Source organism: Brachybacterium endophyticum (assembly GCF_003130585.1).
Taxonomy (GTDB): Bacteria; Actinomycetota; Actinomycetes; order Actinomycetales; family Dermabacteraceae; genus Brachybacterium; species Brachybacterium endophyticum.
On sequence record NZ_QFKX01000003.1, the window covers coordinates 122,250 to 148,682 of the forward strand.

Annotated in this window: 21 protein-coding genes and 1 pseudogene; 8 read left to right on the forward strand and 14 right to left on the reverse strand. The window is 70.9% G+C overall.

Annotation, left to right across the window (positions count from 1 at the left end; translation table 11 throughout):
* Positions 1–8: 8 nt before the first annotated feature.
* From DEO23_RS09435 to DEO23_RS09445, 3 genes are read right to left on the reverse strand one after another with little or no spacing between them, the layout of a single operon-like run.
* Positions 9–1,592, reverse strand: coding sequence for a type III PLP-dependent enzyme domain-containing protein (locus tag DEO23_RS09435; protein ID WP_109275777.1), 1,584 nt, complete (start codon positions 1,590–1,592; stop codon positions 9–11).
* On the reverse strand, positions 1,582–3,342 hold the full coding sequence (locus tag DEO23_RS09440) for an FAD/NAD(P)-binding protein (protein ID WP_109275778.1): 1,761 nt from the start codon (positions 3,340–3,342) through the stop codon (positions 1,582–1,584). The genes DEO23_RS09435 and DEO23_RS09440 overlap by 11 nt, the downstream gene beginning before the upstream one ends.
* Positions 3,335–4,486, reverse strand: coding sequence for a pyridoxal-phosphate dependent enzyme (locus DEO23_RS09445; RefSeq protein ID WP_240613330.1), 1,152 nt, complete (start codon positions 4,484–4,486; stop codon positions 3,335–3,337). Before DEO23_RS09445 ends, DEO23_RS09440 begins: the two co-directional genes overlap by 8 nt.
* Positions 4,487–4,751: 265 nt before the next feature.
* On the opposite strand from DEO23_RS09445, the gene DEO23_RS09450 reads away from it, so the two are divergent.
* On the forward strand, positions 4,752–5,723 hold the full coding sequence (locus DEO23_RS09450; RefSeq protein ID WP_240613331.1) for an arsenic resistance protein: 972 nt from the start codon (positions 4,752–4,754) through the stop codon (positions 5,721–5,723).
* A gap of 11 nt (positions 5,724–5,734) precedes the next feature.
* On the opposite strand, the gene DEO23_RS09455 is transcribed toward DEO23_RS09450, so the two are convergent.
* Both DEO23_RS09455 and DEO23_RS09460 read right to left on the reverse strand, forming a co-directional pair.
* On the reverse strand, positions 5,735–6,184 hold the full coding sequence (locus tag DEO23_RS09455) for a pyrimidine dimer DNA glycosylase/endonuclease V (protein ID WP_109275780.1): 450 nt from the start codon (positions 6,182–6,184) through the stop codon (positions 5,735–5,737).
* Positions 6,185–6,233: 49 nt separating this feature from the next.
* On the reverse strand, positions 6,234–6,932 hold the full coding sequence (locus tag DEO23_RS09460) for a hypothetical protein (RefSeq protein ID WP_109275781.1): 699 nt from the start codon (positions 6,930–6,932) through the stop codon (positions 6,234–6,236).
* Positions 6,933–6,999: 67 nt separating this feature from the next.
* Between DEO23_RS09460 and DEO23_RS09465 the strand changes: the two genes are divergently transcribed.
* Complete coding sequence (locus DEO23_RS09465; RefSeq protein ID WP_109275782.1) at positions 7,000–8,382, forward strand: CoA transferase; 1,383 nt, start codon at positions 7,000–7,002, stop codon at positions 8,380–8,382.
* 5 nt (positions 8,383–8,387) lie between these two features.
* Here DEO23_RS09465 and DEO23_RS09470 read toward each other — a convergent pair whose 3' ends face one another.
* Genes DEO23_RS09470 through DEO23_RS09480 form a run of 3 tightly spaced genes read right to left on the reverse strand, consistent with a single transcriptional unit; the run spans position 8,388 to position 11,286 of the window.
* A complete protein-coding gene (locus tag DEO23_RS09470) occupies positions 8,388–9,050 on the reverse strand; it encodes a response regulator (protein ID WP_109275783.1) in 663 nt (220 codons plus the stop codon).
* Positions 9,047–10,318 carry a sensor histidine kinase gene (locus tag DEO23_RS09475; protein WP_109275784.1) on the reverse strand — a complete coding sequence of 424 codons (1,272 nt, stop codon included), beginning with the start codon at positions 10,316–10,318 and terminating at the stop codon, positions 9,047–9,049. The genes DEO23_RS09470 and DEO23_RS09475 overlap by 4 nt, the downstream gene beginning before the upstream one ends.
* Positions 10,315–11,286: a type II CAAX endopeptidase family protein gene (locus DEO23_RS09480; RefSeq protein ID WP_109275785.1), complete on the reverse strand. Its 972-nt coding sequence runs from the start codon at positions 11,284–11,286 to the stop codon at positions 10,315–10,317. Before DEO23_RS09480 ends, DEO23_RS09475 begins: the two co-directional genes overlap by 4 nt.
* Before the next feature lie 169 nt (positions 11,287–11,455).
* Here DEO23_RS09480 and DEO23_RS09485 point away from each other — a divergent pair, with 169 nt between their 5' ends.
* Both DEO23_RS09485 and DEO23_RS09490 read left to right on the forward strand, forming a co-directional pair.
* A complete protein-coding gene (locus tag DEO23_RS09485; protein WP_109275786.1) occupies positions 11,456–11,908 on the forward strand; it encodes an HIT family protein in 453 nt (150 codons plus the stop codon).
* Between the two features lie 405 nt (positions 11,909–12,313).
* Positions 12,314–15,454, forward strand: coding sequence for a laminin G domain-containing metallophosphoesterase family protein (locus DEO23_RS09490; RefSeq protein WP_109275787.1), 3,141 nt, complete (start codon positions 12,314–12,316; stop codon positions 15,452–15,454).
* Positions 15,455–15,610: 156 nt separating this feature from the next.
* On the opposite strand, the gene DEO23_RS09495 is transcribed toward DEO23_RS09490, so the two are convergent.
* Both DEO23_RS09495 and DEO23_RS09500 read right to left on the reverse strand, forming a co-directional pair.
* On the reverse strand, positions 15,611–16,189 hold the full coding sequence (locus tag DEO23_RS09495) for a cysteine hydrolase family protein (protein WP_109275788.1): 579 nt from the start codon (positions 16,187–16,189) through the stop codon (positions 15,611–15,613).
* Between the two features lie 85 nt (positions 16,190–16,274).
* Complete coding sequence (locus DEO23_RS09500; protein WP_109275789.1) at positions 16,275–17,813, reverse strand: purine-cytosine permease family protein; 1,539 nt, start codon at positions 17,811–17,813, stop codon at positions 16,275–16,277.
* 289 nt (positions 17,814–18,102) lie between these two features.
* Here DEO23_RS09500 and DEO23_RS09505 point away from each other — a divergent pair, with 289 nt between their 5' ends.
* Positions 18,103–19,203: an FUSC family protein gene (locus DEO23_RS09505; RefSeq protein ID WP_240613332.1), complete on the forward strand. Its 1,101-nt coding sequence runs from the start codon at positions 18,103–18,105 to the stop codon at positions 19,201–19,203.
* Here the strand turns inward: DEO23_RS09505 and DEO23_RS09510 are convergent.
* Positions 19,194–19,410, reverse strand: a pseudogene (locus DEO23_RS09510) (transcriptional regulator); the annotation flags it as partial. The gene DEO23_RS09505 and the pseudogene DEO23_RS09510 overlap by 10 nt on opposite strands.
* A gap of 131 nt (positions 19,411–19,541) precedes the next feature.
* On the opposite strand from DEO23_RS09510, the gene DEO23_RS09515 reads away from it, so the two are divergent.
* The gene (locus tag DEO23_RS09515) at positions 19,542–19,958 is read left to right on the forward strand and encodes a PH domain-containing protein (RefSeq protein ID WP_109275791.1); all 417 of its coding nucleotides are present in this window, start codon (positions 19,542–19,544) and stop codon (positions 19,956–19,958) included.
* Positions 19,959–19,975: 17 nt separating this feature from the next.
* Here DEO23_RS09515 and DEO23_RS09520 read toward each other — a convergent pair whose 3' ends face one another.
* Both DEO23_RS09520 and DEO23_RS09525 read right to left on the reverse strand, forming a co-directional pair.
* Positions 19,976–20,809 (reverse strand): hypothetical protein, encoded by an 834-nt coding sequence (locus tag DEO23_RS09520; protein WP_133249862.1) that lies wholly within the window; start codon positions 20,807–20,809, stop codon positions 19,976–19,978.
* A 138-nt stretch (positions 20,810–20,947) separates the two neighbouring features.
* Positions 20,948–21,907, reverse strand: a complete 960-nt coding sequence (locus DEO23_RS09525; protein WP_420808021.1) for a hypothetical protein — start codon at positions 21,905–21,907, stop codon at positions 20,948–20,950.
* A 241-nt stretch (positions 21,908–22,148) separates the two neighbouring features.
* On the opposite strand from DEO23_RS09525, the gene DEO23_RS09530 reads away from it, so the two are divergent.
* Positions 22,149–22,553, forward strand: a complete 405-nt coding sequence (locus DEO23_RS09530; protein WP_165831793.1) for a PH domain-containing protein — start codon at positions 22,149–22,151, stop codon at positions 22,551–22,553.
* Positions 22,554–22,581: 28 nt separating this feature from the next.
* Here the strand turns inward: DEO23_RS09530 and DEO23_RS09535 are convergent, their stop codons facing one another.
* Positions 22,582–24,180: a phospholipase D family protein gene (locus DEO23_RS09535; protein WP_109275975.1), complete on the reverse strand. Its 1,599-nt coding sequence runs from the start codon at positions 24,178–24,180 to the stop codon at positions 22,582–22,584.
* 197 nt (positions 24,181–24,377) lie between these two features.
* Between DEO23_RS09535 and DEO23_RS16565 the strand changes: the two genes are divergently transcribed.
* Complete coding sequence (locus DEO23_RS16565; protein WP_109275795.1) at positions 24,378–26,432, forward strand: nicotinate phosphoribosyltransferase; 2,055 nt, start codon at positions 24,378–24,380, stop codon at positions 26,430–26,432.
* Position 26,433 lies beyond the last annotated feature (1 nt).

The following is a 26,433-nucleotide window of genomic DNA, read 5'->3' on the forward strand; positions in this document are numbered from 1 at the left end:
CACGAGCATCACGGACGCATGGGCAGCACACCGTCGATACCGTCCCGCTCGAAGTCACGCACGACACGGGTATCTGCTCGCCCTTGCTGCGGATCGCTGTGAACATCGCCGACGCCGCCGACGCCGCCGACGCCGCCGACGCCTCCGACGTGTTCGACGTTCGAGGCCAGCGGAATCTGGTGCGACGCGCTCTCCAGGATGTGCATGAGGTAGCCCGCCGTGTTGGGCAGCGCGAGCACATCACCCACGGCCACCCCGTACGGGAACGCCAGGCGCCTGCGCAGGATGAGCTCCTCCTCGATGCAGTACGCGCCCACCAGGAAGCCCTCGAACGCTTCCGATGGCTGACCGCCGGTGTGCACCAGGACCGGGTCCACCAGGAAGTCGTCGGAGGTGGAACGGCACTGCGTACGGTTCATCTCCAACCCCACCAGCGGTATGCCGTCACTGGTGGTGGTGCGCTGGATGACCCGTGCGAGGGTGAGCCCGCAGCCGTCCAGCATCGACCGGCCGGGCTCGCACCGCAGCTGCACCTCTCGTTCACGCAGCGCGCGGGCAGCGGTGAGCCCCGGTCGGATCTCGCCTCTCAGGACCGTGTCGAGCCATCGTGCGCGCGTCAGCTGCTGGTGGTATGGATACACCTGCTTGAGGGGGCGGTCACGCCAGAGCAGCGGAGCACGCTCGCCCTCGCTCCGCTCACTGTCGCGGTCGTCGGGCCCGGAGTGCTCTGAGGTGAGCAGGGCGTCGTCGTGTGCTTGCCAGAAGGCCTCCCACTCGTGTGGGGAGTCCAGATAGCTCATCGGGATCCCGCCGCCGATGTCGATGAAGGCGTCCTCCCTGGCCATCCCGCGTTCGCGCAGGCGATCGAGGAGGTCCAGGGCTTCGGCGAGAGCGGTGGTGCGTGCGACGGGGTCGTACCCGTGAAGGTGGAAGTGGATCCCGTCCACCCGCAGGAGGTCGCCGAGACCAAGGGTGTCGATGAGGTGGAGCCAGGTCGCGGCGGATTCCCCGAACCGGGTGGGCGGGACGAGGTCGCCGGGTGTCGGCGCGAGGCGCAGCGCCACGGGGAAGGGATCGGGGCTGCAGCCCGTCCCGCGCTCGCGCCTCGCCAGCGCCGTGTGCTCCGCCGCGCGTCGTGTCGCGGCGACCTCGTCGAGGTTGTCGAGCACCACCAGGGAACGCGACGTGAGGGCGAGATGCAGGAGGGGCGCGGGCTTCACGGCAGCCGTGACGACGACGTCCCGAGGGGACACACCGTCGTCGAGCACCTGACGGAGCTCCCGCTCGCTGCCCACGTCCATGCCCAGCCCGGCACGACGTGCCGCGCGCACCATGCCGAGTGTCTTGTTGGCCTTGCGGGCCACGAAGACGCGCAGGTCGACCCCGTTCGTCTCGGCCACGCGAACGAGCTCCTCGGCGTTGCGCGGGAGGGGCGAGAAGTCATGCACGTTCAACGGGCTGCCGTATTGCTCGAGCAGCTCGGCGCACGCCTCCGGATCGGAAAGCAGCTGGCGGGCCCACGGTTCCAGACGGGCGGTGAGCGGCGGTGTTCCCTGGCAGCCGCTACGCAGTGTGGACTCGTCATCCGTCATGACAGACATCCTCCGTCGATTCCTGGGACAGGGATTGCGGACCGTCCTCTGGTGCGTCGGGCCGCCGGATCCTCCCCGTCATCCGCCGTGCCCAGCGGCGGCCCTCCGTATGCAGGTGGCGATTCAGCGAGTCGTTGCCGATCACGTCGTCCTCGGTGGGGCGCCCGATCACTGCCAGCCCGGGGCGGGCGGGGACGCGAGCACCGGGGGCCACCGCGCCGCCGATCGCCGAACCGGCCGAATCGGTGATGACGCCACGCCGACCAGGACGGGTCAGCACCAGACCTCGGCTGATCAGGGACCTCGCCAGCTCGTCGATGACCAGCTCGACGCCCGGTGGGGCGAGCACGGCATCGATCACGGTGTCGACATCGTTCGTTCCGGCGGCGTCGGCGGAGGGCGCGGTGGCCGGGGGCCGGATCCCCTCGCCGTCGATGCGGAACCCCGCGTCCATCCAGGCGAGGTCGACGATGCCGTCCTCGATCAGTGCGAGGAGCTTGCGGGCGTTGCGCAGCGGGGGGCCGAAGGCGAAGCGCTCGAGGGCCCGGGCAGCACGCAGGAAACGATCCCATTCGTCGGCAGGCGCGTCGCTTCCTCGCAGACTGCGGGTGACCAGCGGGTACAGGCTCTGCCACATGCGGCCCAGTGCCCAGGCGGGCCCCGGCGAGCGGGTGCCCTCGGCCGTCTCGATGCTGCGCCGCAGGGCGGCTCTTGCGCGGCCCCTGCCTCCCGGGAGATCGGGCTCCCCGCCCGTGCGCAGGGTCTGCTCGACCGCGCCGCGAGAGCCCTTCCCGAGCATGGCTGTCGCGGCATCGATCACGATCTCCAGCACGGCGTCGGGTCCGAAGCGTGCGGGTTCGGAGGGGAAGCGTGCACGGGCGTGTTCGACCGCGCACTGCGCGGTCTCGGAGACCCGTGTCCCCGGGTCCGGCTTCGCGTCCAGCAGGAGACCGTCTCGCGTGATCGGTCGGATCACCGCCGGCTCCCGACCGGAGCGGTCGAGCACGAGAGGGGAGGGGGCTCCGGGGCGGGCACTGAAGGTGGCACCACGACCTTCGGTGAGACTCAAGCAGACGTCGACGAACGTCAGCGCCCCGCCGCGCACGGCGACACGCGAACCGGGCGGGACGCGATCGGGGGTGAGCATCGCGTCGGCCGGCAGCGCAGCGGGGATGAGCGGGATGGAGGAACTCCAGCTGTGTCGCAGAGCTCCGGCGTGGTCGGAGGCGTGGCCGGTCGCCAGCAGCACCTCGTCCATGGGTCCGTGCCAGGAGGGGCCGGTCGCCAGGTACCACCCGTCGTCCCGGGGGAGGACGTCGGTGACGCGATCGGTCACACGGCGCACCTGTGCGTGGCGGGCGAGCCCGGTGATCATCCGTTGCCATCGCAGGGCCAGGTATTCGCCCACGACGGCACGCGGCGGGTAGGGCTCGTCCGCCAGCTGCGGGTATGGACCCGTCACCCACGCTGCGAAGGAGGGGCATGTGCCCGTCGGGGGCTCATCGAGGATCGCGGCCGTGACGTTCAGGCTCAGGTGATGGGGTTGGCGGGGGTCGTAGGCGGCGCCGGTACCGGGCACCTGCACCGCATCGAGGACCGTCACCACCAGTCCCTTCCTCCCGGCCACGGGCGGAGGAGGGTGAGCATCCAGCAGCGCAGTGAGGTCCTCCAAGGCGTACAGGGCTTTGGGGCCGGCACCGACCACGCCGATCCGGAGCGTGAGAGGGCGGACTCGGTGCGGCTCAGGCATGTCCGGTGACTCGTCGGAGCCGATCGATCCTCTGCGTGATCGCTTCCGGGCCGACACCGAGCGTCTCCTGCACCCACGTGTCGTCGTAGACGGAGTCCAGATAGGGGACGCCGCCGTCGTGGACGATGAACACGACACGCGCGCCGGACTCGAGGTCGGGGATGAGCTCTCCCAGCGCATGGACGATGCCGCCGGTCGATGCGCCTGCGAGCAGACCCTCGCTGCGGGCCAGGTGCCGTGCGCCCACCACGCAGTCCACGGCGTCCACGCGGATCACCCGGTCGGGCTCGACCTGGGTCGAGAGCTCGGTGACCACGCCTGCCCCCATGCCGGGCAGGGGGCGTGTGGCTGCGGTGCCGCCGAACAGCACGGACCCCACGGCATCGACGGCCACCGTGAGCGTCGACATGGCGTGATCCCGGATGTACGCGGAGCACCCGCCGATCGTGCCGGTCGTCGACACGGCTGCCATCAGCAGATCGAGCTCGCCGTCAGTCGCAGAAGCGATCTCCCGCATGGTGCCGTCGTAGTGTGACCGGGGGTTGGCGGGGTTGCCGTACTGGTAGAGGTTCACTGCGCCCGGGATCTCCTCGAGGAGGTCGCGGACGCGGTGGAAGCGCGCGGTGAGCAGGTCCCCCGTCTCCGGGTCAGGGTCGGAGACCAGTTCGACCTCGCCGCCGAGCGCCTCGATGGTGCGCACCGTCGTCAGGTTGGTCCGTGCGTCGACCACACACACGAAACGCACGTGCTCGGCACTGCAGGCACGGGCCAGTGCCACACCGAGATTCCCGGAGGAGGATTCCACCACGGTGCCGCCCGGAGCGAGGCGCCCGGACCGAAGCGCGTCCCGAACCATTCCCATAGCGGGGCGATCCTTGGTGGATCCGCCAGGATTGACGGACTCGAGCTTCGCCAGGATCTCCACGCCGGACTCGGGGAAGAGGGTGTTCAGGCGAACCAGCGGTGTGCCACCGATCGCCTCGCCGATGCCGTCCGCGATCTGCTGGCGCGGTGAGACCGGGCCCTTGGCGCTCGGCTCCCGCTCGCCCGAAGGCCCGTCGGCACCCGTCGTGACGCGGGATCGGCCCGGTGGAGCCGGGGCTGCGCGGGGCGGGGAGGACGACGGTCCGGTGGGATGGGGCACCGACCTGACTTTACTGGACAGCACGGGGCGAGAACGGGTGCGGTGATTGCGCACCGAACCTTTCCCGCAGCGACCCCGTCGTGACCACGGCCGACGTGCTGCAGCGGAGGCGGAACCCAGACCTTCCTATCGGTCAGGTGGTGCTCCAGTCGACCGCGCGAGCGGCATGCACGCGTTCGATACACGTGCGTGGGCTCGTGGGCGGGCTGCTCCTAGGGCATGCTCGGTGGACGTCAGCAGCGTCGTGGGAAAGGAGCAGGATCCCGTGCCCCGACTCGTGAACTGGTGGGACGCCCACCAGGTGTCGCTGTACCTCGCGGCGATCGCCCTCGGAGCCGTGCTCGGGCTCGTGGCGCCCGGGGCGGCTCCGGTCCTGGAGCACGCCATCGAGCCGCTGCTGATGCTGCTGTTGTTCGCGACGTTCCTGGCGGTTCCGCTGATCGAGATCGGCCGCGCCCTGCGGGATCTGCGGTTCCTCGGAACGCTCCTGGTGGTCGATTTCGCGCTCGTGCCTTTTGTCGCCTGGGGGCTCTCGCGGTTCGTCGCGAACGACGACGGCCTCCTGCTCGGAGTCCTCCTCGTGCTGCTGACGCCGTGCATCGACTACGTCATCGTGTTCACCGGGCTCGCCGGCGGCGCCCGTGCGAAGCTGCTGGCCGCCGCGCCGCTGCTGATGCTCGTGCAGATCCTGCTGCTCCCGCTCCACCTCTGGGTCTTCGCCGGACGGGACGTGGTGGGCGTGATCGACGTGGCCCCGTTCCTGCGGGCCTTCCTGCTGCTGATCGTGGTGCCCCTGGCCGCCGCCGCGGCCGTCCAGGCGCTCGCGCGTCGGCACCCGGTGGGCCGTGCGACGGAGACGGTCATGGCCGGGGCGATGGTGCCGCTGATGGTCCTCACGCTGCTGGCCGTGATCGGTTCGCAGGTCGCAGCCGTCGGCTCGGAGATGGGCACCCTGGCCCGGCTGCTGCCCCTCTACGCCGGGTTCGTGGTCCTCGCCGTCGCGATCGGATACGTGGCCTCGCGGATCACGCAGCTCGACGTGCCCTCGACCCGGGCTCTGATGTTCTCGGCGGCCACGCGCAACTCCCTCGTCGTCCTCCCGCTCGCCCTCGCCCTACCCGCCTCGCTCGCCCTCGCGCCGCTGGCCGTCGTCACCCAGACGCTCGTCGAGCTCGTCGCGATGGTGGTGATGGTGCGGCTGGTGCCTGCGCTGACCCCGAGCGGTAGGGAGCGCTGAGACAAGCTAGCTCACCGCACCTCCCAGCCCTCGACCTCGCCCGGCACCACGTGCAGCAGCGGATGCGCGGGTGGCACGTCCCCGTCGGCCGGGAGTCGCTCCAGCCACTCCCGTGAGCGGCCCTCGCACTTGCGGTGCAGGTGGCTGAGTTCGTAGACGAGCTGACCCTCGGTCACCGGGATCGGTTCTCGGTCGTGCATCGCCGCGGGATCGCCGGGCTCGAGGATCCGCGTCGGATCGAAGCGGTACCCACGCACCGTCGCCTCCTCGCGCAGCCCCACGAGGTAGGCGCCGACGGCGGCGAGCGGTTCCGGGTGCGCGCGGAAGCGGACCAGCTGGGGGTGGTTGGTGTACCCCTTCGTGCCGCCTGCCAGCACCTTCTGCGCGAGCAGCGTCTCCCGCCAGCCGGCGATCAACGCCGCACGATCCAACAGGGACGGGTGCAGGCTCCACAGACGCATGCCTCGATCCAAGCACGAGGGATCGGGTGAGCGCTCGGAGAGCGACCCGCTACGACGCAGCGCCCGTGCCGCGACGGATCAGCGCATCGAGTCCACGCGCATCCGGTGCGTAGGCGGGGTCGAGCCGCTGACGCCAGCGTCCGTACTGGAGATAGGCCTCGCGGGCGGTTGCCGGTCCCAGAGGGCTCTGCAGGATCTCCAGGACGCCGGCAGCGTCGGCGTCGGGTGGGTTCGCGTGCCGGTGGTGGGTCGTGCCTGCGTCCCGGTCCGCACGGAGCATGCCTTGGACGAGCGTCTGGCGGAGGATGCCGAGGGTGAGGTGCAGGCCGATGAGATCGCTGCCGCGACCGAAGCGCACGGCGGCCAGTGCGGCGTCGAAGCGCACCTCGCTGTCGGCCGCGGCGGCGGGGAGCACCGCCGGGCCACCCGTGATCGTGAGGTCTGCGCGTCTCCCGTCGGCCAGGACCACGCGCACCACCTCGTGCTCGCTCTCGACGATGTGCTGATACGTCCAGATCGGAGAGCCGAGCGCAGTGGCGACGTCGACGGGGGAGTCGGCCGCGATCTGCACGTCCAGGTCGCTCCAGCCGTCGAGCGTCGACGGTTCGGTCGCGGATCCGTAGGGAGTGATCCTCGCGGTGGGCAGGTTCGTGCGGAGGGTCTCCAGCGTCGTCAGCTGCCACGGCGTCGTGCTGCGCGGGGGCGAGCCGTTCGGGGCGCCGGGCGGGGGAGTGCGTGATGCGGGCATACGGGGCGCTCCTGCGGGTGCGGTCGGCGACGGTGCGGATGGGCCAACGGTATGCGAGGCTCCCGCCATGGCATCACCGGTGATCCCCGCCTGGTCGGGCCCGCTCGACGTCGGCTTTCTCGCGATGCAGTCCGTCAGCCGCGCGGTCGACGCGACGCGGTCCCTCGCGCGTGCCCGCGGCCTGGACGTGCAGGTCGACACGACCCCTGCCCTGGTCGAGTCCTCCTACGCGGCGATCGATCACCTCCGCGTCGACGGCACGCCGGTCGAGGCCTGGGGCCCGCTCTCGGGCTTCTTCGCGGCGGCCGACGGATGGGTACGCCTGCACGGGAACTACCCGCATCACCTGCGTGCCATCGCGAGCGCCGTGGGCACCGATGCTCGCGAGGGCGTCACGGCCTCGATCGAACGGACGTCCGCCGACGAGGTCGTGAAAAGGGTGCTCGAGGCCGGCGGGATCGCGACCCGTGTGCGCACGCCGCAGGAGTGGGCCGAGCACCCGCAGGCCCGCGCCATGGCCGATGAGCTCTGGTGGCAGGTCGAGGTGGGGGAGGCGCGGGAGGACCCGATCACCGCGAGGGCCTCGCACGGGAGATCCGGCAGGGCTCCCGCCGGGGCCCCGTCGCTGCCGCTCACCGGCGTGCGCGTCCTGGACCTCACCCGGGTGGTCGCCGGGCCCATGGCCACCCAACTGCTCGCCTGCCTCGGTGCCGACGTGCTGCGCGTGGACCCGCCCTCGCGGCCCGAGCTGCTCGATGCGTACCTGGCGAGCGGCATGGGCAAGCGGTCGGTGGCCGCCGACCTCGGCGCGATCAGCGGCAGCGGCGAACTCGACGCCCTGCTGGCAGCGGCCGACGTGGTCGTGCTCGGCTACCGTCCCGGTTCCCTCGCACGCTTCGGCCTCGCGCCGGAGACACTGCGCGAACGGCACCCGCACCTGGTCATCGGATCGCTCTCGGCCTGGGGCGAAGCCGGGCCATGGGGCGAACGGGCAGGATTCGACTCGATCGTGCAGGCGGCCACGGGCATCGGTGTCGTGTTCGGGAGCGAAGGGAGCAGCGGGAACGCCGAGACCGGCGTCGGGAAACGACCCGGAGCGCGCGGGCCTCGACCCGGTGCACTCCCGGTGCAGGCACTCGACCACAGCACCGGATACGTGCTGGCCGCAGGCATCATCGACCTGCTCGCCGCCGGGCGCAGCGGGATCGTCCGGGCGCATCTGCTCGGCGCCGCACGCGAGCTGCTGTCCCGGTTCGTCGGCCGAGGATCTGACGGATCCGGCCTGGATGACGTTCCCGCGGGAACGTCCGCGACGCCCACCACGATCACCCAGCAGACGCCGCACGGCACGATCGCCACTGTCCCGGTCCCTGTGCGAGTGGGCGGGACGACGCTGACGGGGCCGATCCGTGAGTACGGCGGCGCGGACCTGTCGTGGACCACGCCCTGAATCACTCACTCCCGCAACGCGACCACGTGATTCTGGTACGCCCACACGACCGCCTGCAGCCGTGAGGAGACACCGAGCTTGGGCAGCATCCGCGCGAGGTGGGACTTCACGGTCGATGCCTCCACGTGCAGCTGCGCCGCGATCTCGGCGTTGCTCAGGCCTTCGGCCAGCAGTCGCAGGATGTCCAGTTCGCGGGCGGTCAGGATCTCCTGCACGCCGCTCTCCGGCAGCACGGCCATCGGCTGCAGCCGACGACGCTGCGCCACCTCGCGCAGGAGTCGCCTGGTGAGAGAGCCGTCGATCGTGCCGCGCCCGGCCGCCACCTGGCGCAGCGCGTTCGCGATGATCTCGGGATCGGAGTCCTTGAGCAGGAACCCCGCGACTCCCGCCTCGAGGGCACCGAAGACGTAGTCGTCGATGTCGAAGGTGGTCAGCATGAGCACCTCGACGTCCGAGTCCCGCACCGCCTCGGCGACCTCGATGCCGTTCATCCCGGGCATGCGGATGTCCAGGCAGGCGACGTCGGGCGTGAGCTCACGGATGAGGCGGAGGGCTTCCACGCCGTCCTCCCCGACGCCGACGACCTCGATGTCGTCCTCGTCGTCCAACAGCGAGGCGAGGCCCTTGCGGACGAGCGCCTGATCATCGGCCAGCACCACTCGGATCATGTCGCAGCGTTCCCTTCTCCCAGGATGGAGCCCTCACGCGGGAGATCCAGGGTCACCGACCATCCGCCCTCGCGCGTCGGGCCGTGGTCGAGACGGGCGCCGACGAGCTCCGCGCGCTCCCGCATGCCGATCAGCCCGAACCCGCCGGACCTCTCGTCGTGGCCGATGATGTGCGCCGGCGGCCCGTTGACCACGGTGATCCTCACGTGCGTCGGCGCCATGGCGTCGACGCGGACCTCGCAGGGCGCCCCCGGTGCGTGCACGGCCGCGTTCGCGAGGGACTCCTGGACCATGCGGTAGGCGACGAGCTGCGCGAGCGTGCCGACCCCTGCGCCGACGTCGGCGTCCCGGGGCCCGATCGTCAGGACCACGTCCGCACCGGCGGTGCGTCGCTCGCCCACGAGCTGCGGCAGCGAGTTCAGGGAGCGGTCGGCGAGCGGGGCCGAGTCGTCGTCACGCAGCAGCCCGACCAGGCGCCGCAGATCGCCCAGGACGGCCGTGCTCTGGGCGCGGATGTCCCGGGCGGACTCCTTCGCGGTCTGCGGAGCCCGATCCACCTGCCGCTCGAGCGCGGAGGCCAACATCGCGATCCCCGACATGTGATGGGCGGCGATGTCGTGGAGGTCGCGGGCCACGGCCGTGCGCTCGGCAGCGATCGCGGACGCCACCCGGGCGTCCTGCTCGCGGCGCACGGCAGCGAGCTCGCGCTCGTGCGCGGCGCGGGCCTGCCGGCGACTGGCCACGAGCAGCGCGAGGAGGAGCGGGACACCGACCACGAACGCCGCCTGCACCACCCCCGCGAGGGCCGCGCTCGGCGCCCCCACACCCTCGGATGCGGTGACGTTCAGGGCCGTCGCCATCGCGGTGAGCACGAACAGCGTCCCTGCGACGAGGCCGAGGTGGACGCGGCGGACGCGGACGCCCGCGAGGTATGCCGCGACGATGACGGCGATGCTCGAGGTCCCGAAGGCCGTCCCCGGGGCGAGCAGGGCGAGGGCCACGGGGAGCGCGGCCACCACGACGACGGCGACACGGGGGAGTCGTCGTGTCGCGGAAAGGGCGGCCGCCTGGGCGAGAAGCGTCGCGAGGACCGCCCACCACGGGGAGGAGCCCATGAGCGGGAACCCCAGGGGCTCCGCGCTCGCCCGTGCGAGCGCGGGTGCCGCGAGGAGCAGGCCCACGGCGATCACGAGAGCGCACGCAGCGGGCACGACATCGACCCATCTCCCGAGGGATCGATGCCGTGCCGTCGGCCGGGGCGTGCTCATGACCCTGACGGTAGTCCCTGACGAGAAGCGTCGGCCGTCTGCGTCACCGGTGCTGACGGCGCCTCCTGCCCCTCGATCTCCTCCAGGGCAGGCAGCTCGTGCACGGGCAGCGATGCGGGGCGAGGCGACCTCCCGAGACGCCCGCGCGTGGCCAGGATGATCGTGATCGCGGCGGTGAGTGCCGTGACCGCCAGGATCGGAGTGACTACCTGCGACGGGATCGTGGGGAACATCGCGGACCAGATCACGGAGACGAAGTTGTTCACGCTCACGTGCATGAACATCGACAGCGGGAGGGACTCGTCCGTGCGGTTGAAGACCCACGACATGACGACGTTGAAGCTGAGGCAGAACACCGTGAAGAACAGCAGGCTGGCCACGTTGCGACCGGAGCCCTCGGCCCAGTCGGTGAGGAACAGGGGGTAGTGCCACAGAGCCCACACCGGGCCCAGGATCGCGGCCGCGGCCAGGGGGCTGAAGCGCTTCTGCAGGCGGTTGAGGGCGAAGTCCCGCCAGCCGGGCTCCTCCGCGAGGCCCGTCGTCAGCAGCTGGAGCACCAGCAGCGGCGGGTAGAGCACGAGGAGCGCGAGCGAGGGCGCGACGACACTGCCGCCCATCGCGAGCGACACGGCGGTGCCGGCGACGATGAGCCCTGCGGGGACGGCGAGCAGGGAGACCGCGTACCACCGCCAGTTCACCCGGAATCGGAGCAGACGTCCGGCCCAGGCGCGCAGGCCGGCCCGGCCGTCGACCACGGCGGTGACGATGAGAGCGGAGCCGATCGGCCCGAGGTAGGCGCCGGGGAGGACCCCGAGCGGCTGGGTCGAACCCAGGATGACGGGGTACTCGACGTCCGTGACGCCGAGCCCGTTGGCGGACAGGATGTAATTGAGCCAGCCCAGCCAGCTGAGGCCGCAGGCCAGGACGAAGTAACTGAGGATCGGGCGGGAGCGGATGAGGTCCAGCATGAGAGGTCCTTCGATCGCGGAGGGAACTGACACCTCTACGGTGCTCGGCCCGGGGGCGATCCTCGAGACCCGTCCGGCCGGTTCCTGACGCTTGCATCCTTTGGTGCAAGCGGAGCGCCGGCACGAAAACGATGTCGGCAGCGGTACCCGTCCGTGCCAGGCTTCCGTCATGGGCCCCGACGACTGCATCTTCTGCTCGCTGCTGGCTGGTGTCGGCCGAGCGGAGTGGATGCTGCGCGAGAGCGGCGCCGACGCAGCCGCGCTCCTGCCTCTTCCCGACAGCTGCCTCGCCCCCGGCCACACGCTCGTCATCCCCACCGAGCACTGCGTGGGGGTCCAGGACGCTTCACCGTTGGCGCTGCACGCTGTGAACGACCTGGTGCAGCGTGTCGCCCAGGCGATGACCTCCGCGTTGGGTGCCGAGGGCGTGAACGTCCTCAACGCGAGCGGCACTGCTGCTGGGCAGTCCGTCCCGCACCTGCACGTCCACGTCGTGCCGCGCTGGGCAGGGGACGGGCTCGACGCCTGGCCGACGGGTCGTTCCTCGCATGGGGCACGGGAAGACGTCAGGTCACGACTGAACCAGGCGCTGGCGGCGCGGCCCCGCCCCGACGGCATCTGACCCGCACGATCTGACGGATACGCCCGAGATGACGTGCCCGCGGGAACGCTCTCGGCTCGGCCCGGGCTCCCCGTCGGCCCTCGGATCCAGCCCTCCGCGCGGCCCCACTTGGCCGTGATCCGACGCGCCGCCGACCGATAGGTCGGCCTGCGCGCGGATCGTCATCACGGCGCCGTCGAGCCGACATCCGTGTTCACCGGTGCTCGGGCGGAACGGGCCCGCGCAGGTGGGATGGCGAGCGCGTCCTCGCAGGTCCGTTCACGATTTCTCGGGTTCGCCTGCCCTCCACCGGAAGGCCCGCGCACCGTCGGCAACTCGACGTCCCCCGGCCACGCCCTGGCCTACATGGCTCCTTAGCGTCCGCGGCGATCCCCTTCCCCGCCCCGACCTCCTCCAGGAGCCCCTGTGACCACGACCCCCTGGCGCGCCGCCACCTTCACCCTCGCCGCGACCCTCTCCTTCGGACTGTGCCCCGCGATGGCGTCCTCGACGCCGCTTCCCACGGGCCCGCTCGGAACGGGACCCTCCGCTGCAGCTCCAGCCGCCCCGGCCCCCGCCGACGGCGAGGGGGCGAAGCAGGCCGCCCGCGCCCCGCTCCCCGAGGCGAGGACCGATGCTCCCTCCCCGGACGTCCTGGACGTCGACCCTGCTCGTGGCACGACCGATGACGCCACCGGCCGCGCCACCACCACCTTCGGAGACGCCCCGCGCATCGACCGGGACCACGCGCTGGGCCGCGACGCCGCCTCCTTCGACGGCACGAACGCGCTCGGCTACGACTACGCCGACGGGTACGAGAAGACCTCGAAGGCCCTCACCCTGGAGTGCACCGTCCGCTTCGACGCCCCGCTGCCGGACGGCGAGGACGAGGACACCGGCAACCTCTGCGGCGCCAAGGACGCGGGTGGCTACTCGCTGACCGCTTACGGAAAGACCCTGAAGATGGTGGTCAACGTCGACGGGACGTACTACAGCGCCGGCGTCGACATCGAACAGGGCCTCTGGTACCACGCGGCCGGCGTCTGGGACGGGGACACCGTCTCCCTCTACCTCAACGGCACCAAGGTCGCCGAAGCTCCCGCGAAGGGCAAGGCCATCACCCCGCCGAAGGAGCCCGCACGGAAGTTCTTCGTCGGCGCCGACACCGACTCCAGCGGCAAGCCCCAGTTCAACGGGACCGGGAGCGTGGCCGGAGCCGCCGTCTTCTCTAGCGCGCTGAGCGAGGAGCAGATCACCTCCCGCTACACCAAGGCCTTCGCCCACCGCACCTCCGATCAGGCCTCCTTCGCCCTCGAGAGCCCCGCTCCCGGGAAGCAGCTCACGCGCCCGACGAAGCTCAAGGGCACCATCGAGAACGAGGACCTCCTCGCGCGCGACCTCACCCTGAAGCTCGACGGCAAGCCCGTCGCCCTGGGCGACGAGATCGGCCCCGGCCTGAAGGCCGGCAGTCACACGCTCAGCTACTCCTCGCGCGATGCGCTCGGCGCGGACGTGAAGGGGGCGGTCGAGTTCACCAGTGCCTCGATCCCGACGGCCGACGGCACCACCCAGTCCAGCGGGAACGGCTCCGCGACCCTCACCGCGCGCGCCACCAACCCCACCGGCGCCTCTCTGCGCACCACCTTCCTCGAGGGGGACGTCGCGACGGCGAGGTCGGCGCAGCTGGGCACCATTCCCGCCTCCGCGTTCGACGAGGAGGAGGGCGTGGCCGGGGACGTGGAGCTCGCGGACGCGAAGAGCGTGGACGATGCGCTGGCGCCCTCGGACGGGAAGACCCTGCAGTCGCAGAAGACCTCCGAGATCCCGGCGCTGGCCACGAAGATCCCCTTCACCGAGGACGGGCAGAGCCTGGTGTGGCGGGGCGAGGTCGACCCGTCGCGGGCCGTGCAGCTGCTGGCGCTGAACACCGAGACCGGTCGTTACGAGGTCCTCGACAGCGCGCGCGGCTCCTCGGACGGGCAGGTCGAGCTGAACGGCAGCGCGAGCAGGGCCAACGACGACCACGGGAGCATCCGCACCCTGGTGCTGGGCACGGACCCCTTCGCCGACGACCTCGCCAAGCCGGTCGACGACTCCTTCGAGGACCCCGACGACTACGACTTCTCTCTCATGCACATCAGTGACACCCAGTACCTCTCTCAGGGCGCGACCGGACGCCCCACCGAGGCCGAGCGCACGGAGTGGGGCGACGCCTACAAGGACTCCTACCGCTGGCTCGCCGAGAACGGCGAGAAGCGCAAGGTCGCCTTCGTCGCCCACACCGGTGACGTCGTGGAGTCCTGGAACAGCGGCGCGACCGACCGCTCCGTCCCCGAGAAGGAGATGGAGTTCGCCGACGGTGCCCAGAAGGTCCTCGAGGACACCGGCATCCCCAACGCGACGATCCCAGGGAACCACGACAACCTCGGCGGGGCCGACGACACCCTGTTCAACGAGACCTTCGGGCCCGAGCGGTACGAGGCCCAGGAGGCGAAGGACTCCTGGAAGGCCGAGGGCGCCGAGTACCACCCGTGGAAGGAGGGCGACAACTCCAACAGCTACAACCTCTTCAGCGCTGGCGGCGAGGACTTCGTGACCGTGAACCTCGGCTACTCGGTCACCGAGGAGGAGGCCGACTGGGCCGCCGGAGTCCTCGCGAAGTACCCCACCCGCAACGGGATCGTCCTCACCCACGCCTACCTCAAGCCCTCGAGCTCACCCGACGGCCGCGGCGGCCCCTTCTCGGCCGACGGCCAGATCATCGACGACCGGGTGCTCTCCAAGAGCCCGAACGCCGATCTGGTGCTCTCGGGCCACGAGCACGGCGTGAACATCAGCGTGCGCAAGGACGTGGGCCAGAAGGGCAACGACGTCACCGAGCTGCTGGCCGACTACCAGTTCTACGAGGTCGGCTCCGATGAGCTGGGGCTCACCGAGGAGGGCGGCTACGGCAAGGACACCGGCCTGCGCTTCGGCTCGAGCTTCTTCCGCCTCCTCCAGTTCGACCTGGACAAGAGCGAGGTCAGCGTCGACACCTACTCCCCGTACCTCGACAACTTCGGGGCCGACGAGTACGACCCCGAGAAGCGCTACGACGGCCGCGAGGGCGACTTCCGCGTGCCCGTCCAGTTCGACGGCCGCACCACCGCGTTCACGACCGACGCGATGCTGGGACTGACCCCCACGAAGGACGTGATCGGCGAGGTCACCCACGAGTCGAGGGAGCAGGCGAGCGCCACCTGGAAGGGTCTGAAGGGCGGGAGGGCCTACGGGTGGTTCGCCGTCACCCGTGACGTCTCCCGCGCCGCGGACCCCGAGGCCGATCGCCGCGCCGCGCTGAAGCACGGGGGCGGTTCGGGGGCGGGGTCCTCCGGGTCAGGGGCGGCCTCGGGCAGCCTCTCCGAGGGCATCGTCCAGGACGGCATCTTCACCGCCACCGGCGGGAAGCAGCACGGCGGCGGCAACGGCGGCGGTAACGGGGCCGGCCACGGTGGCGGGCACGGCCACGGTGGCGGGCACGGGCACGGCGGCGGCAACGGCGGCGGGCACGGGCACGGAGGACGCTGATCTCACGGACACCGTGCGTTCGATGGCTCTGGGTGAGGTCTCAACGCTCAGGGGAGCTCGAGACCTCACCCGGAGCCTTCGAACGCGCAGCGTCCGGTACGAAAGGAGTCCGAGGCGGGGCCGGCGATCGGCTCGTACCTGCCACGGTCCACACTGTCACGCGGCGGCGGGCTCCCGGAGCGCCTCGGCCGAGGTCGTCAGGGAGACCTGCGGGCCGAACAGGCCCATGACCTCGAGGGCCTTTGCGCCGTTCTCGCCGGTCGAGGGGGCGCAGGCGTCGGTCACGACGTCCACGTGGGCCCCGGCGTCGGCCGCGGCGAGGGCTGTGGTGAGCACGCAGCAGTCGGTCGAGACACCCGTGAGCAGCAGGTGGGGGTGCTTGCCGACGATCTCCTCGAGCTGAGCACCCCACTTCCCGAGCGTGGGCTCGTCGATGCTCGGGCGGGAGGAGAGGCGCTGGGCGGGGCCGACGAGGTCGTAGAGCGGGTCCTCGGCGGGGACGTCGGCGAAGGGCCAGGCCTCGAAGTAGCCGCCCCAGGATCCCGCGCGGTCGGCGGTGGGCAGCCATCGGGTGACCAGGGTGCGCTCGGGGCCGACGTGCGCCCCGAGCAGCGCGATCCGTTCCATCACCTGATCGAAGTAGGGAGAGGCCCACTTCGAGGAGGGGTCGGCGAAGATCCGCTGCGGGTCGACGACCACGAGCCAGGGCGCGGCGGACGGTTCGGTGGTGCTCATGAGACTCCTTCGTCTGCTGGCGTGCCGGTCAGTCGGCCGGGTGGCCAGGCTAGGCGAGGGAGGCTGCGCCGCACCACACGTCCGGTCAGCGGACGCGCCGTTCGAGCCCGATCTCCTGCCGACGGATCCGGGCGCGGCGGAACACCAGGGTGATCACGAACGACAGCACCAGGGCGAGCAGCACCCCGAGGTTCGAGTACGCCCAGGGTCCGTCCCAGTAGGCGCCGTCGGGCGCGTCGACGTAGGTGCCCAGGGTCAGGGGCTCGAGCAGGTACCCCTGCCAGTCGTTGAAGGAGGCATCGGAGTACTGGTTCACGACGAGGCCCCAGCCGATCACGGAGGTGACGAGCAGGGTCGCGATCGAGGTGCCGTCGAATGCGCCGTACCGTCCGCGGGGGTCGAACAGGGCCTCGGCGTCGTAGTCGGTGCGGCGGGTGAGGACGTCGGCGATCAGGATCCCCGCCCAGGAGGCGATCGGGACCCCGAGCGTGACCAGGAAGCTCTGGAAGGGGCCGATGAAGTCATCGGCGAAGAAGACCACCCAGATCGTGCCCGCGGTGAGGATCGCCCCGTCGACGAAGGCCGCGGCCGGCCGGGGGATGCGGATGCCCAGGCTCAGCAGCGTCAGCCCCGAGGAGTAGATGCCGTTGACCGCGCCGGAGACCAGGGTCAGCACCGCCACGAGCCAGAAGGGGATCAGCGCCCACAGGGGCAGCAGCGTCACCAGCGTGCCGACGGGGTCGTCGCCGATCTTCGCCATCACGTCCTCGTCGGACCCGGCCAGCAGCAGTCCGAAGATCACCAGCACCACGGGCGCCGCGGATCCGCCGATCGTGTTCCAGGCGATGATCGCGCCGTCGGACGTGGAGCGGCGCTGGTAGCGCGACCAGTCGGCGGCGATGTTGATCCAGCCCAGGCCGAAGCCGGTCATCACCATCACCAGCGCGCCGACCATCGCCTGCGGCGAGCCCGAGGGCATCGAGGCCACGGCCGACCAGTGGATGTGCGGGATCGTGAGGATCATGAACAGGACCGTCATGGCGCCGGTCGCCCAGGTCAGCACCGACTGGATGCGCATGATCGTGTGGTAGCCCAGCACCGAGGCGGTGACGATGATCGCCGCGATCACCAGGGTCGCGATCACCAGCACCGTCGTCCCCGAGGCGAGACCGAGGGCCTGGAACACGGTGGCGGTGGCGAGCACGGCCGAGATCGCGAGCGAGGTCTCCCAGCCGATCGAGGTCAACCAGGAGATGATCCCCGGCAGCTTCTGCCCGTGCACACCGAAGGCCGCGCGCGAGAGCACCATCGTGGGGGCGCTGCCGCGCTTGCCGGCGATCGCGATCAGCCCGCACAGGGCGAAGCTCACCACGATCCCCACCACGGCGACGACCACGGCCTGCCAGAACGAGATCCCGAAGCCCAGCACGTAGGCGCCGTAGCTCATGCCGAACACCGACACGTTGGCGGCGAACCACGGCCAGAACAGCTGATGGGGCTTCGCGGTGCGCTCGGCCTCGGCGATGATCTCGATGCCGGTGGTCTCCACGAGCGCGCGGGGTCCGGCCGACGGGCGCGACGTGGTCGAGGAGCCCTCGACGGGCGGGGGAGCAGTGGACGACATCGTCGCCTCCGGGATGTGTGGTCACGCGGGCGCACCGCGCTGCAGGGACGGGGATCACGGGGCCGACGGCGACGCCGCCGGGCACTCCGCACACCGGCGCTCGGGCCGGGCGCCTCATCATCCCACCCCGGAGCGCCGATGGCTGGATCCGCAGCGACCGGCGGCCTCGTCCGGGCGCTCGCCCTTCGGCGGTCGCCCGTTATCGAGCGGTCGAGCACCATGAGAGATTGGGAGCACCTGGCCGCCCCCGCATGGCCTGGCCTGCATCGTCGACCTATCGTCGATGGACGTGCGTTCGTCTGCTCCCGACCCCGACCCCGATCCCGATCCCCGTTCCCTCGGTCCCCACCTGGCATCGATCGGCCGCAGCATGGTGACCATCGGTCCCCGCCGCGCCGATCTCGCACCGGCCGTGCGCATCGCTGCCTCGCTCGCCGCGCCCCTCGTGATCCTCCTGCTGACCGGTCACGTGCAGTGGTCGCTGTTCGCCTCCTTCGGTGCCTTCACCTCGATCTACGCCCGCTACGTGCCGACGGCCACCCGGTTGCGCCACCACGCGACCGTGGGCCTGCTGCTGACGATCTGCGTGGGCGTCGGGGCGCTCATCGCGCAGCTCGCCGCCGCGGGGGTCCTCGGCGGCGCCGTCCACCTCGGGCTGACCACCGTGATCGGCGCTCTGGCCGCTGCCATCGGCTCCGTGATCGTGATGAGCCGGGGGATGCGGCCGACGGGTGCCGTGTTCCCCGTGTTCGCGACCACCGCGGTCGCCTCGGCGCCCTCGGTCGCGCCGTTCTGGCTGGCCCTGCTGATCGCCGGCGCCTCCGCGCTGTGGTGCGTGGTGCTGGGGTTCCTGGCCCGATGGACCGGTGAGGCGAATCCGGATGCAGCCCTCCCGGAGACGGTCGGGATCACGGGGGCGATGCGCCGCCAGGAATTCTCCCGCTACGGTTTCGCGGCTCTGGTCAGCGGCATCATCGCCGCCGCCACGGGCATCCCCTCCCCGTACTGGGCGCAGGTCGCGGCGGTCGTCCCGCTCTCGGCCCCCGGCCGACGCCTGCAGGTCGAGCGCGGCCTGCACCGCATCGTCGGCACCGCCCTGGGCGTGGGCGTGACCGCCTTCCTGCTGTCCTTCCCCAGTCAGCCATGGCAGCTGCTGGTGTGGGTGATCCTCTTCCAGTTCCTCGCGGAGATGTTCGTGCTGCGGAACTATTCGCTCGCGTTGGTGTTCATCACGCCGCTGGCTCTGCTCATGGTGCAGCTCGCGAACCCACGCCCCGTGGGAGCCCTGCTCGCGGCCCGGGTCTCGGAGACCGCGATCGGTGCCGTGGTGGGCATCGGCTCGGTGCTGCTCGCGGTCGCCCTCGAACGTCGGCGACGCTCGCGGGACTGACTCGAGCACCCCGGCCGAGGCGCCGCCGATGGCACCGCGTTCGAGCTTGGCGTAGTACTCGACGCTCAGACCGGCGAGCTCCGCGGCCTCGCTGCGGCGCAGCCCGGGCACCCGGCGGTTCCCGTGCTCGGGGAGCCCCGCCTCGGCAGGGGTGATCCGCGCCCGGCGCGACATGAGGAACTCCCGGACCTCGCTGCGATTGTCCATGTCCGAGACCCTACGGAGGACCGGGCGGCTCGAGGGACTCCCTCTCGGGGCATCCCTCGGCCCGTTGGATCGGCCAGGCCCTCACGACCCCTACGGCGATCGAGGCCACCGCCCTCTGTAGCCTGTCCGCCATGGACCAGGATCGGACGACCCCCGCCGAGCGCACCTACTTCGCGGTGATGAGCCGCAACGACGAGCCACGGGACATCTGGGACCTCAATCTCCCGGAGAAGATCCTGGACCCTCAGGAGAGAGTGATCGACGTGAAGGTGGGGGACACGAAGTCCGACACGAATCCCCTGCTGATCGCCACTGACCGGCGGGTGCTCCTGGTGAAGGAGCGGGTGGTGCGTTCGTGGACGGTGCTCCAGGAGGCGCCGGCGTCCGAGGTCTCAGGCGTGGACTACACGCCGACGCTGTTGTCGGGGAAGCTCCGGGTCCACCTGCGCGACGGCTCCTCCATCACTCTGCGCACGAGGACGAAGAACCAGGCCGGGCGGTTCGTGGAGAGGGTCAGGAGACTACTGGCGGGGGAATCACCCGACTGACCTCGTCGCGCGCGGCCTCACTGGACGGAAGGGCCAGAGCCCGCGCGGGAGTCGTTGGGCTCGCCTGCATCATCGGCGCTGCGTCCCGGCGTCAGGGCTTCGATGATGGACCTGAGACCGGTGGGTGACACGTCGGAGATCTCGCAGCCGACAGGATCGTCGTCGGTTCGGATCGGACCGTTGTCGAGCACCCGCACTCTACCGGGGAAGGCGATGACGGTGGCCTGCGCCCCGGCTTCCTCTGCGACGACCGTCAGAACCGACAACGATCGTGCACCCTCGACAACCTGATCCACGTCCGGTCCGGGGACGGTCAAGACTTCGACGTCTCCGTCCTCAGAAGCATCCTCGAACGGATCGACGAACGCATGGACACGCTGGGGCACGACGCTGAGATCAGGGACGCTGAAGTGATGGAAACCGTCCACCGTCACGTATTCCTCGAGCACACCACCGCCCGGGAACACATAGTGGCCGAGCGTCGTGGAGCCACCAGCAAGGGTCCTGGCGATCGTCGTGATGACCTCCGGGGTGCGGCGCAGGGCGAGCACACCGGCCAGGGCACGATCGAGCTGGAAGGGTCTGCGAGGGGACTCCTCGTCACCGACGACGAAGTCACCTTCGGGGTCGCTCGCGTCGCCGGTCGGCGTGAGAAGATGTCGAGCCGCGAGCGACCGGATAGCTGAGGCCGCGGATGCATCGGCGTCGATCCCGGGCTGAGCGAGATAGGGGCCACCGAGCAGTTCGAGAGAGTCGCCGCCGTCGAGGCCGACGATCTCCTCGTCCGTGAGGATCATCAGCTCGGCTGGATCGGTGCTCGCGGTATCCAGGACCTCCAGCGCGCCGAGCATGTCGCGTTCGGTGATGGCGGGGGCAGCAGCGGGGACGGTCGCGCTGTTCGGGGTCGTCATGGGGCCAGCCTTCCAGATCCGAGTGTCATCTCGAGAGCATGTACGGGAACATCGGGGCGCCCGGCCGCCGGCGGGGCATCAGCCGAAGACGCCGTGCCATGCCCCGGAGACTCCGTCGGCGATGGAATCGCCGACATCGGAGGCAACGTCGGCTGCGCCGCTGGCGATGTCCTTGCCAGTGTCGACCGCCCAATCCTTCGCATTCCCGAGCCCTTCGGCGATCTCTTGACGGTGGTCCCAGGCAAGCTTTCCCAGATCGGCGACGGCCGCCCCGCCGGCGATGACGGCTCCTGTCGCGGCGATCGGGCCGCCGATGACCGCGCCCACGCCCGTTGCGGACATCGCGCCTCCCGCGAGCATCAGTCCTCCACCGAGCGCAGATGCGCCGCCGGTCACGGCGTGGAACGTGTCGCCGCTCTTGATGCTCGAGACCATCTGGTAGCCGCCCGTGAGGACGTCGATCCCGGGCAGGGCCTTGCCGACGAACGGAGCTGCCTTCGTCAGGAAGGGAACCTTGCCCGCGAGATCGTCGGCCCACCCGAAGAAGTTCTTGTTGCCGAATCCGGTGGGCAGGTGTAACTGCCCTGCGATCTTCTGGGCGAGGACGCCGTATTCCTTTGTGCTGCTGAAGACCTTCGAGGTGATGCTCTTCCCGTACATGCCCGCGGCCATCAGGGCTGTGATCGGATCCTTGATCGCGTCGAGTGCATGGGATCCGCGATAGACGTCCTTGAGCAGATCGAACGCCTTCTTGCTCTTCGAGAAGACCGTCTGCATCTTGTTGTAGATGTCCTTGCCACTCATCAGGCGGTCCCACAGAGACGGCGAACCCTCGCCGGATCCGTCACCACCCCCGGAGCCCTGGGACGACCCTCTGTCTCCGTCGGAGGCCTGATCTTGTTCGTCGGCCTGGTCACCCAGGGTGCGGCTCCTCTGCCGCAAGCGCTCTACGACGTCCTGGAAGGAGGAACTGACGCCGCTCGACCAGGTCGAACGGAACTGGTCGGCATCCGGGCCCTGCCAGGAGGACTCGTCCATCACCAGAGGGTCCAACTTTGAACGCAAGTCCTCGAGCGACGTTGCTCGATTGCTCATCCGCTGCGCGTACTGACGCAGCTGCTCGGTGTCCGCGCCGTAGAACCCGCCGCTCATCGTGTGCCCCTCATGCTGTTGGTCCGCTTGCGGATGACGGTAGCCGTAGTCGCTGCATCAGGGAATGGGGACAAGTCCCCATGCTGTCAGCGGAGGCGTGTGGTCCCGGGACGCTTACCGTGTGGACATGAGCCTCGCCGACCCGACCCATGCCGAGAAGACGTTCTTCGCGATCCTTCGCCGCCATGACGAGCCGAGGAATGCACTCGCCATCGATCTGCCGGAGCGAGTCCTCGCCCCTGACGAGACCGTTCTCGACGTCAAGGTCGGGGACATCCAGAACGACACGACGCCGCTGCTTTTGGCCACCGACCGACGTGTCGTGCTCACCCGGCGCCGTGCGTTCGGGTCCTGGAAGATCCTCGAGGGAGCCCCCGCTGCCGAGGTCGTGAACGTCGACTACACACCGACGCTGCTGTCCGGGAAGCTGCGTGTCCATCTGCGCGGTGGTTCGCAGATCGTGCTGAAGACCCGCACCAAGGACCACGCCGAGCGCTTCCTGCGCACGATGCGGGAACTGCTCGGGAGATGACCCGCGGCGAGCGCTCGCTCGCTCCCGGTCAGAACCGGTCGGTCCCCCGCAGCGTGCGGGGCCGCGCGTCGGGGTCGTTGGCCAGCTTGTAGACGACGCGGCCGAGGGCCTGCTGCTTCCGGGGGATCTGCTGGCGGACGTAGCGGCGCAACCGTCCGGCGGGGCGCGGTCCCCTCCGACCGCCCTCGTGCCAGGCGTCGAGCCGGGCCGCGGACTCCTCGAACGCCCGGACCATGGCCTCCGGGTCCACGAGGTCCTCGTCCTCGCCGTCGGGCCGGTCCAGGTGCTCGCGGGCGAGCTGGAGGCGCACGGCGCGGGGCAGGGCGCCGGCCTCCTCGCCGTCCTCGCGCAATGAGCGCGGTGCGCGGCCGTCGCCCACCCCGTCGATGACGGCGCAGGTCAGCTCGGAATCGTAGGTCCACGAGCGCAGGTTCATGTTGTCCGAGCCGACCGTCATCCAGACGTCGTCGACCACGCACACCTTGGAATGGACGTACACCGGGACGTTCTCGTGGTTCTCGATGCCGAAGACGTGGACGCGATCGCCCCCGGCCTCGTGCAGCAGGTCGAGCGCGGCGTTGCGGGCGCTCATCGCGCTGGCATTGGCGATCGTGGTGTCGGCCGTGGTGTAGGTGGACAGGACGATCACCAGGTGCAGCCCCGGATGCTCCCGCAGCGCCCGGGCGTAGCAGCTCGCGACCAGCGGCGACCATACGTACTGGTCCTCGACGTAGACGAGGCTCTCGGCGCGGGGGACGGCCTTGGAGTAGGCGCGGGCGATGCTCCGCTCGCCGGAGGGGGCGAAGGGGTAGCGCGGCTGCCGGGGCGGGAAGGTGCGCAGCACCTGCACGTGCAGGTCACCGGTGGGCTCCGGGTCCGGGGTCTGGGGCGGCATCGGATCGCCGTGGCCGTCGTCGCGGTGCAGGACCGCGCCCGCACGGGAGAAGATGTCAAGGGTCAGCGGCGTCGGGTCGTCCCAGCGCTCCCGGAAGGTCGCCTCGATGTCGCCGACGGCAGGCCCGCGCACCTCGAGCATCATGTCGTGCCAGGCCGGGGTCTTCCCCCAGACCTCTCCCATGGAGACCGTCTGCGGGTCCCCGTGGTGACGGGCGTCGTCGCGGCGGGTGTGGCACATGTCGATGCCCCCGGCGAAGGCGGCGTCCAGGTGCGGGCGGTCGGGATGGCGCAGCACCACGAACTTCTGATGGTGCGAGCCCAGCGGCAGCACGCGCTGGTCCAGCAGGACCTCGCCGCCCGCCTCCCGCACCGTGTCGGCGAGGCTGCGGTTCTCGGCCTCGGAGTAGTGGATCGTGTCCAGGTGGGAGCGCCAGAACAGGGCCTTGACGATGACGCCGCGGCGGGCCGCGGCGGCGATCAGCTCGACGATCGTCAGCGAGTCCTCGCCGACGCGCTCGTCGGGATCGCCACGCCAGTCGGTGAACATCATCAGGTCACCGGCCTGCTGCTGCTCGATCAGCTCGCGCAGGCGCGCGAAGTACTCGGCGCCGTGCACGTGCACCTTCCCGCTGTTGCCGCTGGTGTGCGCGCGGCCGCCGTGGCGGTGGTCCAGGCGCGTGAAGGGGTTGTCGCGCTCGGTGCTGTCGAGGAACCAGTCGTCGATGCTCATCGGCTCCATCCAACACCGTGGCTCCGCCCGCGTGTCCGGTTCTCGTTCAGACTGCCCGTCGGGCTCGATGGCGCGGCAGGTTCGGGAGACGGAGCGGGCAGGAGGCGACGCACGGCGATACCCTTGCCCGGGACCATCGACGGGCCCGGGAGCACCAGGGGTCCGGTCTCCACGACACCGATGAAGGGCGATCGCTCATGACGTCATCCGCGTCGCGTCGCGGCACGGGCAGCACGGCGCTGCTGACCGACATGTACGAGTACACGATGCTCTCGTCCATGGTGGAGGACGGCAGCGTCCACCACGAGGCGGTCTTCGAGGCCTTCGCCCGGCGTCTTCCCGAGGGCCGGCGCTTCGGCCTGTTCGCCGGGATCGGCCGTCTGCTGCCGCTGCTGGAGGACTTCCGGCCCCGCGAGGACGAGCTCGAGTACCTGCAGGAGGTCGGTGCGATCACGCCCGCCACCGCGGAGTACCTGCGCACCTGGAGCTTCTCCGGGACCATCACCGCGCTGCCCGAGGGCAGCCTGTACTGGCCCCACACCCCTCTGTTGACGGTCCACGGCACCCTCGGGGAGTGCCTGCTGCTGGAGACGATCGTGCTCTCCGTGCTCAACTTCGACTCCGCGATCGCCTCGGCGGCGGCGCGGATGGTGATCACCGCGGGGGAGCGGCCTCTGATCGAGATGGGCTCGCGCCGCGTCCACGAGGAATCGGCCGTCGCGGCCGCCCGCGCCGCCTGGATCGCAGGCTTCTCGGCCACTTCGAACCTCGAGGCCGGCCGACGCTTCGGGGTGCCCGTCGCCGGGACCGCGGCCCACGCCGCGACCCTGGCCCGCCCCACCGAGCGCGAGGCCTTCGCCGCCCAGGTCGCCACCTACGGCGCGGGCACCACGCTGCTCGTGGACACCTACGACATCGAGCAGGGCATCCGCACCGCCGTCGAGGTCGCGGGAGAGGAGCTGGGGGCGGTGCGCATCGACTCCGGTGACCTGATGTCCGTCTCCCGCGCCGCCCGCGAGCAGCTCGACGCTCTCGGGGCGACGCGCACCCGCATCACGGTGACCAGCGACCTCGACGAGTACGCGCTCGTGCACCTCGCCGGTGCGCCGATCGACGGCTACGGCGTCGGCACCCGGGTGGCCACCGGCTCCGACCACCCCACCGCCGGGATGGTCTACAAGCTGGTCGCCGTGGGCGACGGCCCCGGGACATCGCTGCGCAGCGTCCAGAAGCTCTCGGCCGACAAGGGGTCGACCGGCGGCGAGAAGACCGTCTCCCGCTTCCCCGACGGCCGCGAGGTCTTCACCCTCGACGGCAGCATCCCCGACGGCGCGAGGCCGCTGCACGTCGACCTGGTGCGCGACGGGATCGCGGCCGACGTCGCGAGCGCGGAGGAGGCACGCCGGGTCGCCGCGAGCGCCCTGGACTCGCTGCCCGCCCGGGCCCGCGAGATCAGCGAGGGCCAGGCCTACCGGGTCAGCGAGCGCTGGGAGACCGGCACCGGCAGCGAGGACGTTCGCGCGCGAACACCCTCCGACGCGACCCGCACCCTGGTGGTGGTGGACGTCCAGAACGACTTCTGCGAGGGCGGCGCCCTGGGGTTGACCGGCGGGAACGTCGTCGCCGAGAGCATCGCCGCCCACCTCGCGGAGCACGCCGGGGAGTACCGGCGGATCGTCTTCTCCCGTGACTGGCACCTCGCCGAGGGGGACAACGGTGGCCACTTCGCCCTCGCGCCCGAGCAGCCCGACTTCCAGGACACCTGGCCCGTCCACTGCGTGCAGGGCACCCACGGCGCCGAGTACCACCCGGCGATCCTCGGGGCGCTCGAGCGGCTCGTCGGCGCCGGCACCGAGGTCGTGCACGTGGTCAAGGGTGAGGGGCGACCCGATTACAGCCTCACTCAGGGGCGCGCGGCGGGCGTCGACGGCGGCAGTCCCGCGGTCGACGACGAGCTCAGCAGCCTCGTGACCGGTGACCTCGACGTCGCCGGCCTCGCGTTCGACTACTGCGTCGCCGCGAGCGCCCGCGACCTCGCCGCCCTGCCCGGGGTCGGCAGCGTGAGGGTGCTCGGCGACCTCACCGCCGCCGTCCACCCCGAGGTCGACGAGGAGACCGCCGCCGCGCTCACTCGCGATGGCATCGCCGTGACGCGCACGTCCTCCGGCGACGGTTCCGCACCTGGCAGACCTCCCGCGCCCGCCGAAGCCGCCCCCGCCGAACCCGCCCCCGCCCCCCGGAAGGATGCCTGAG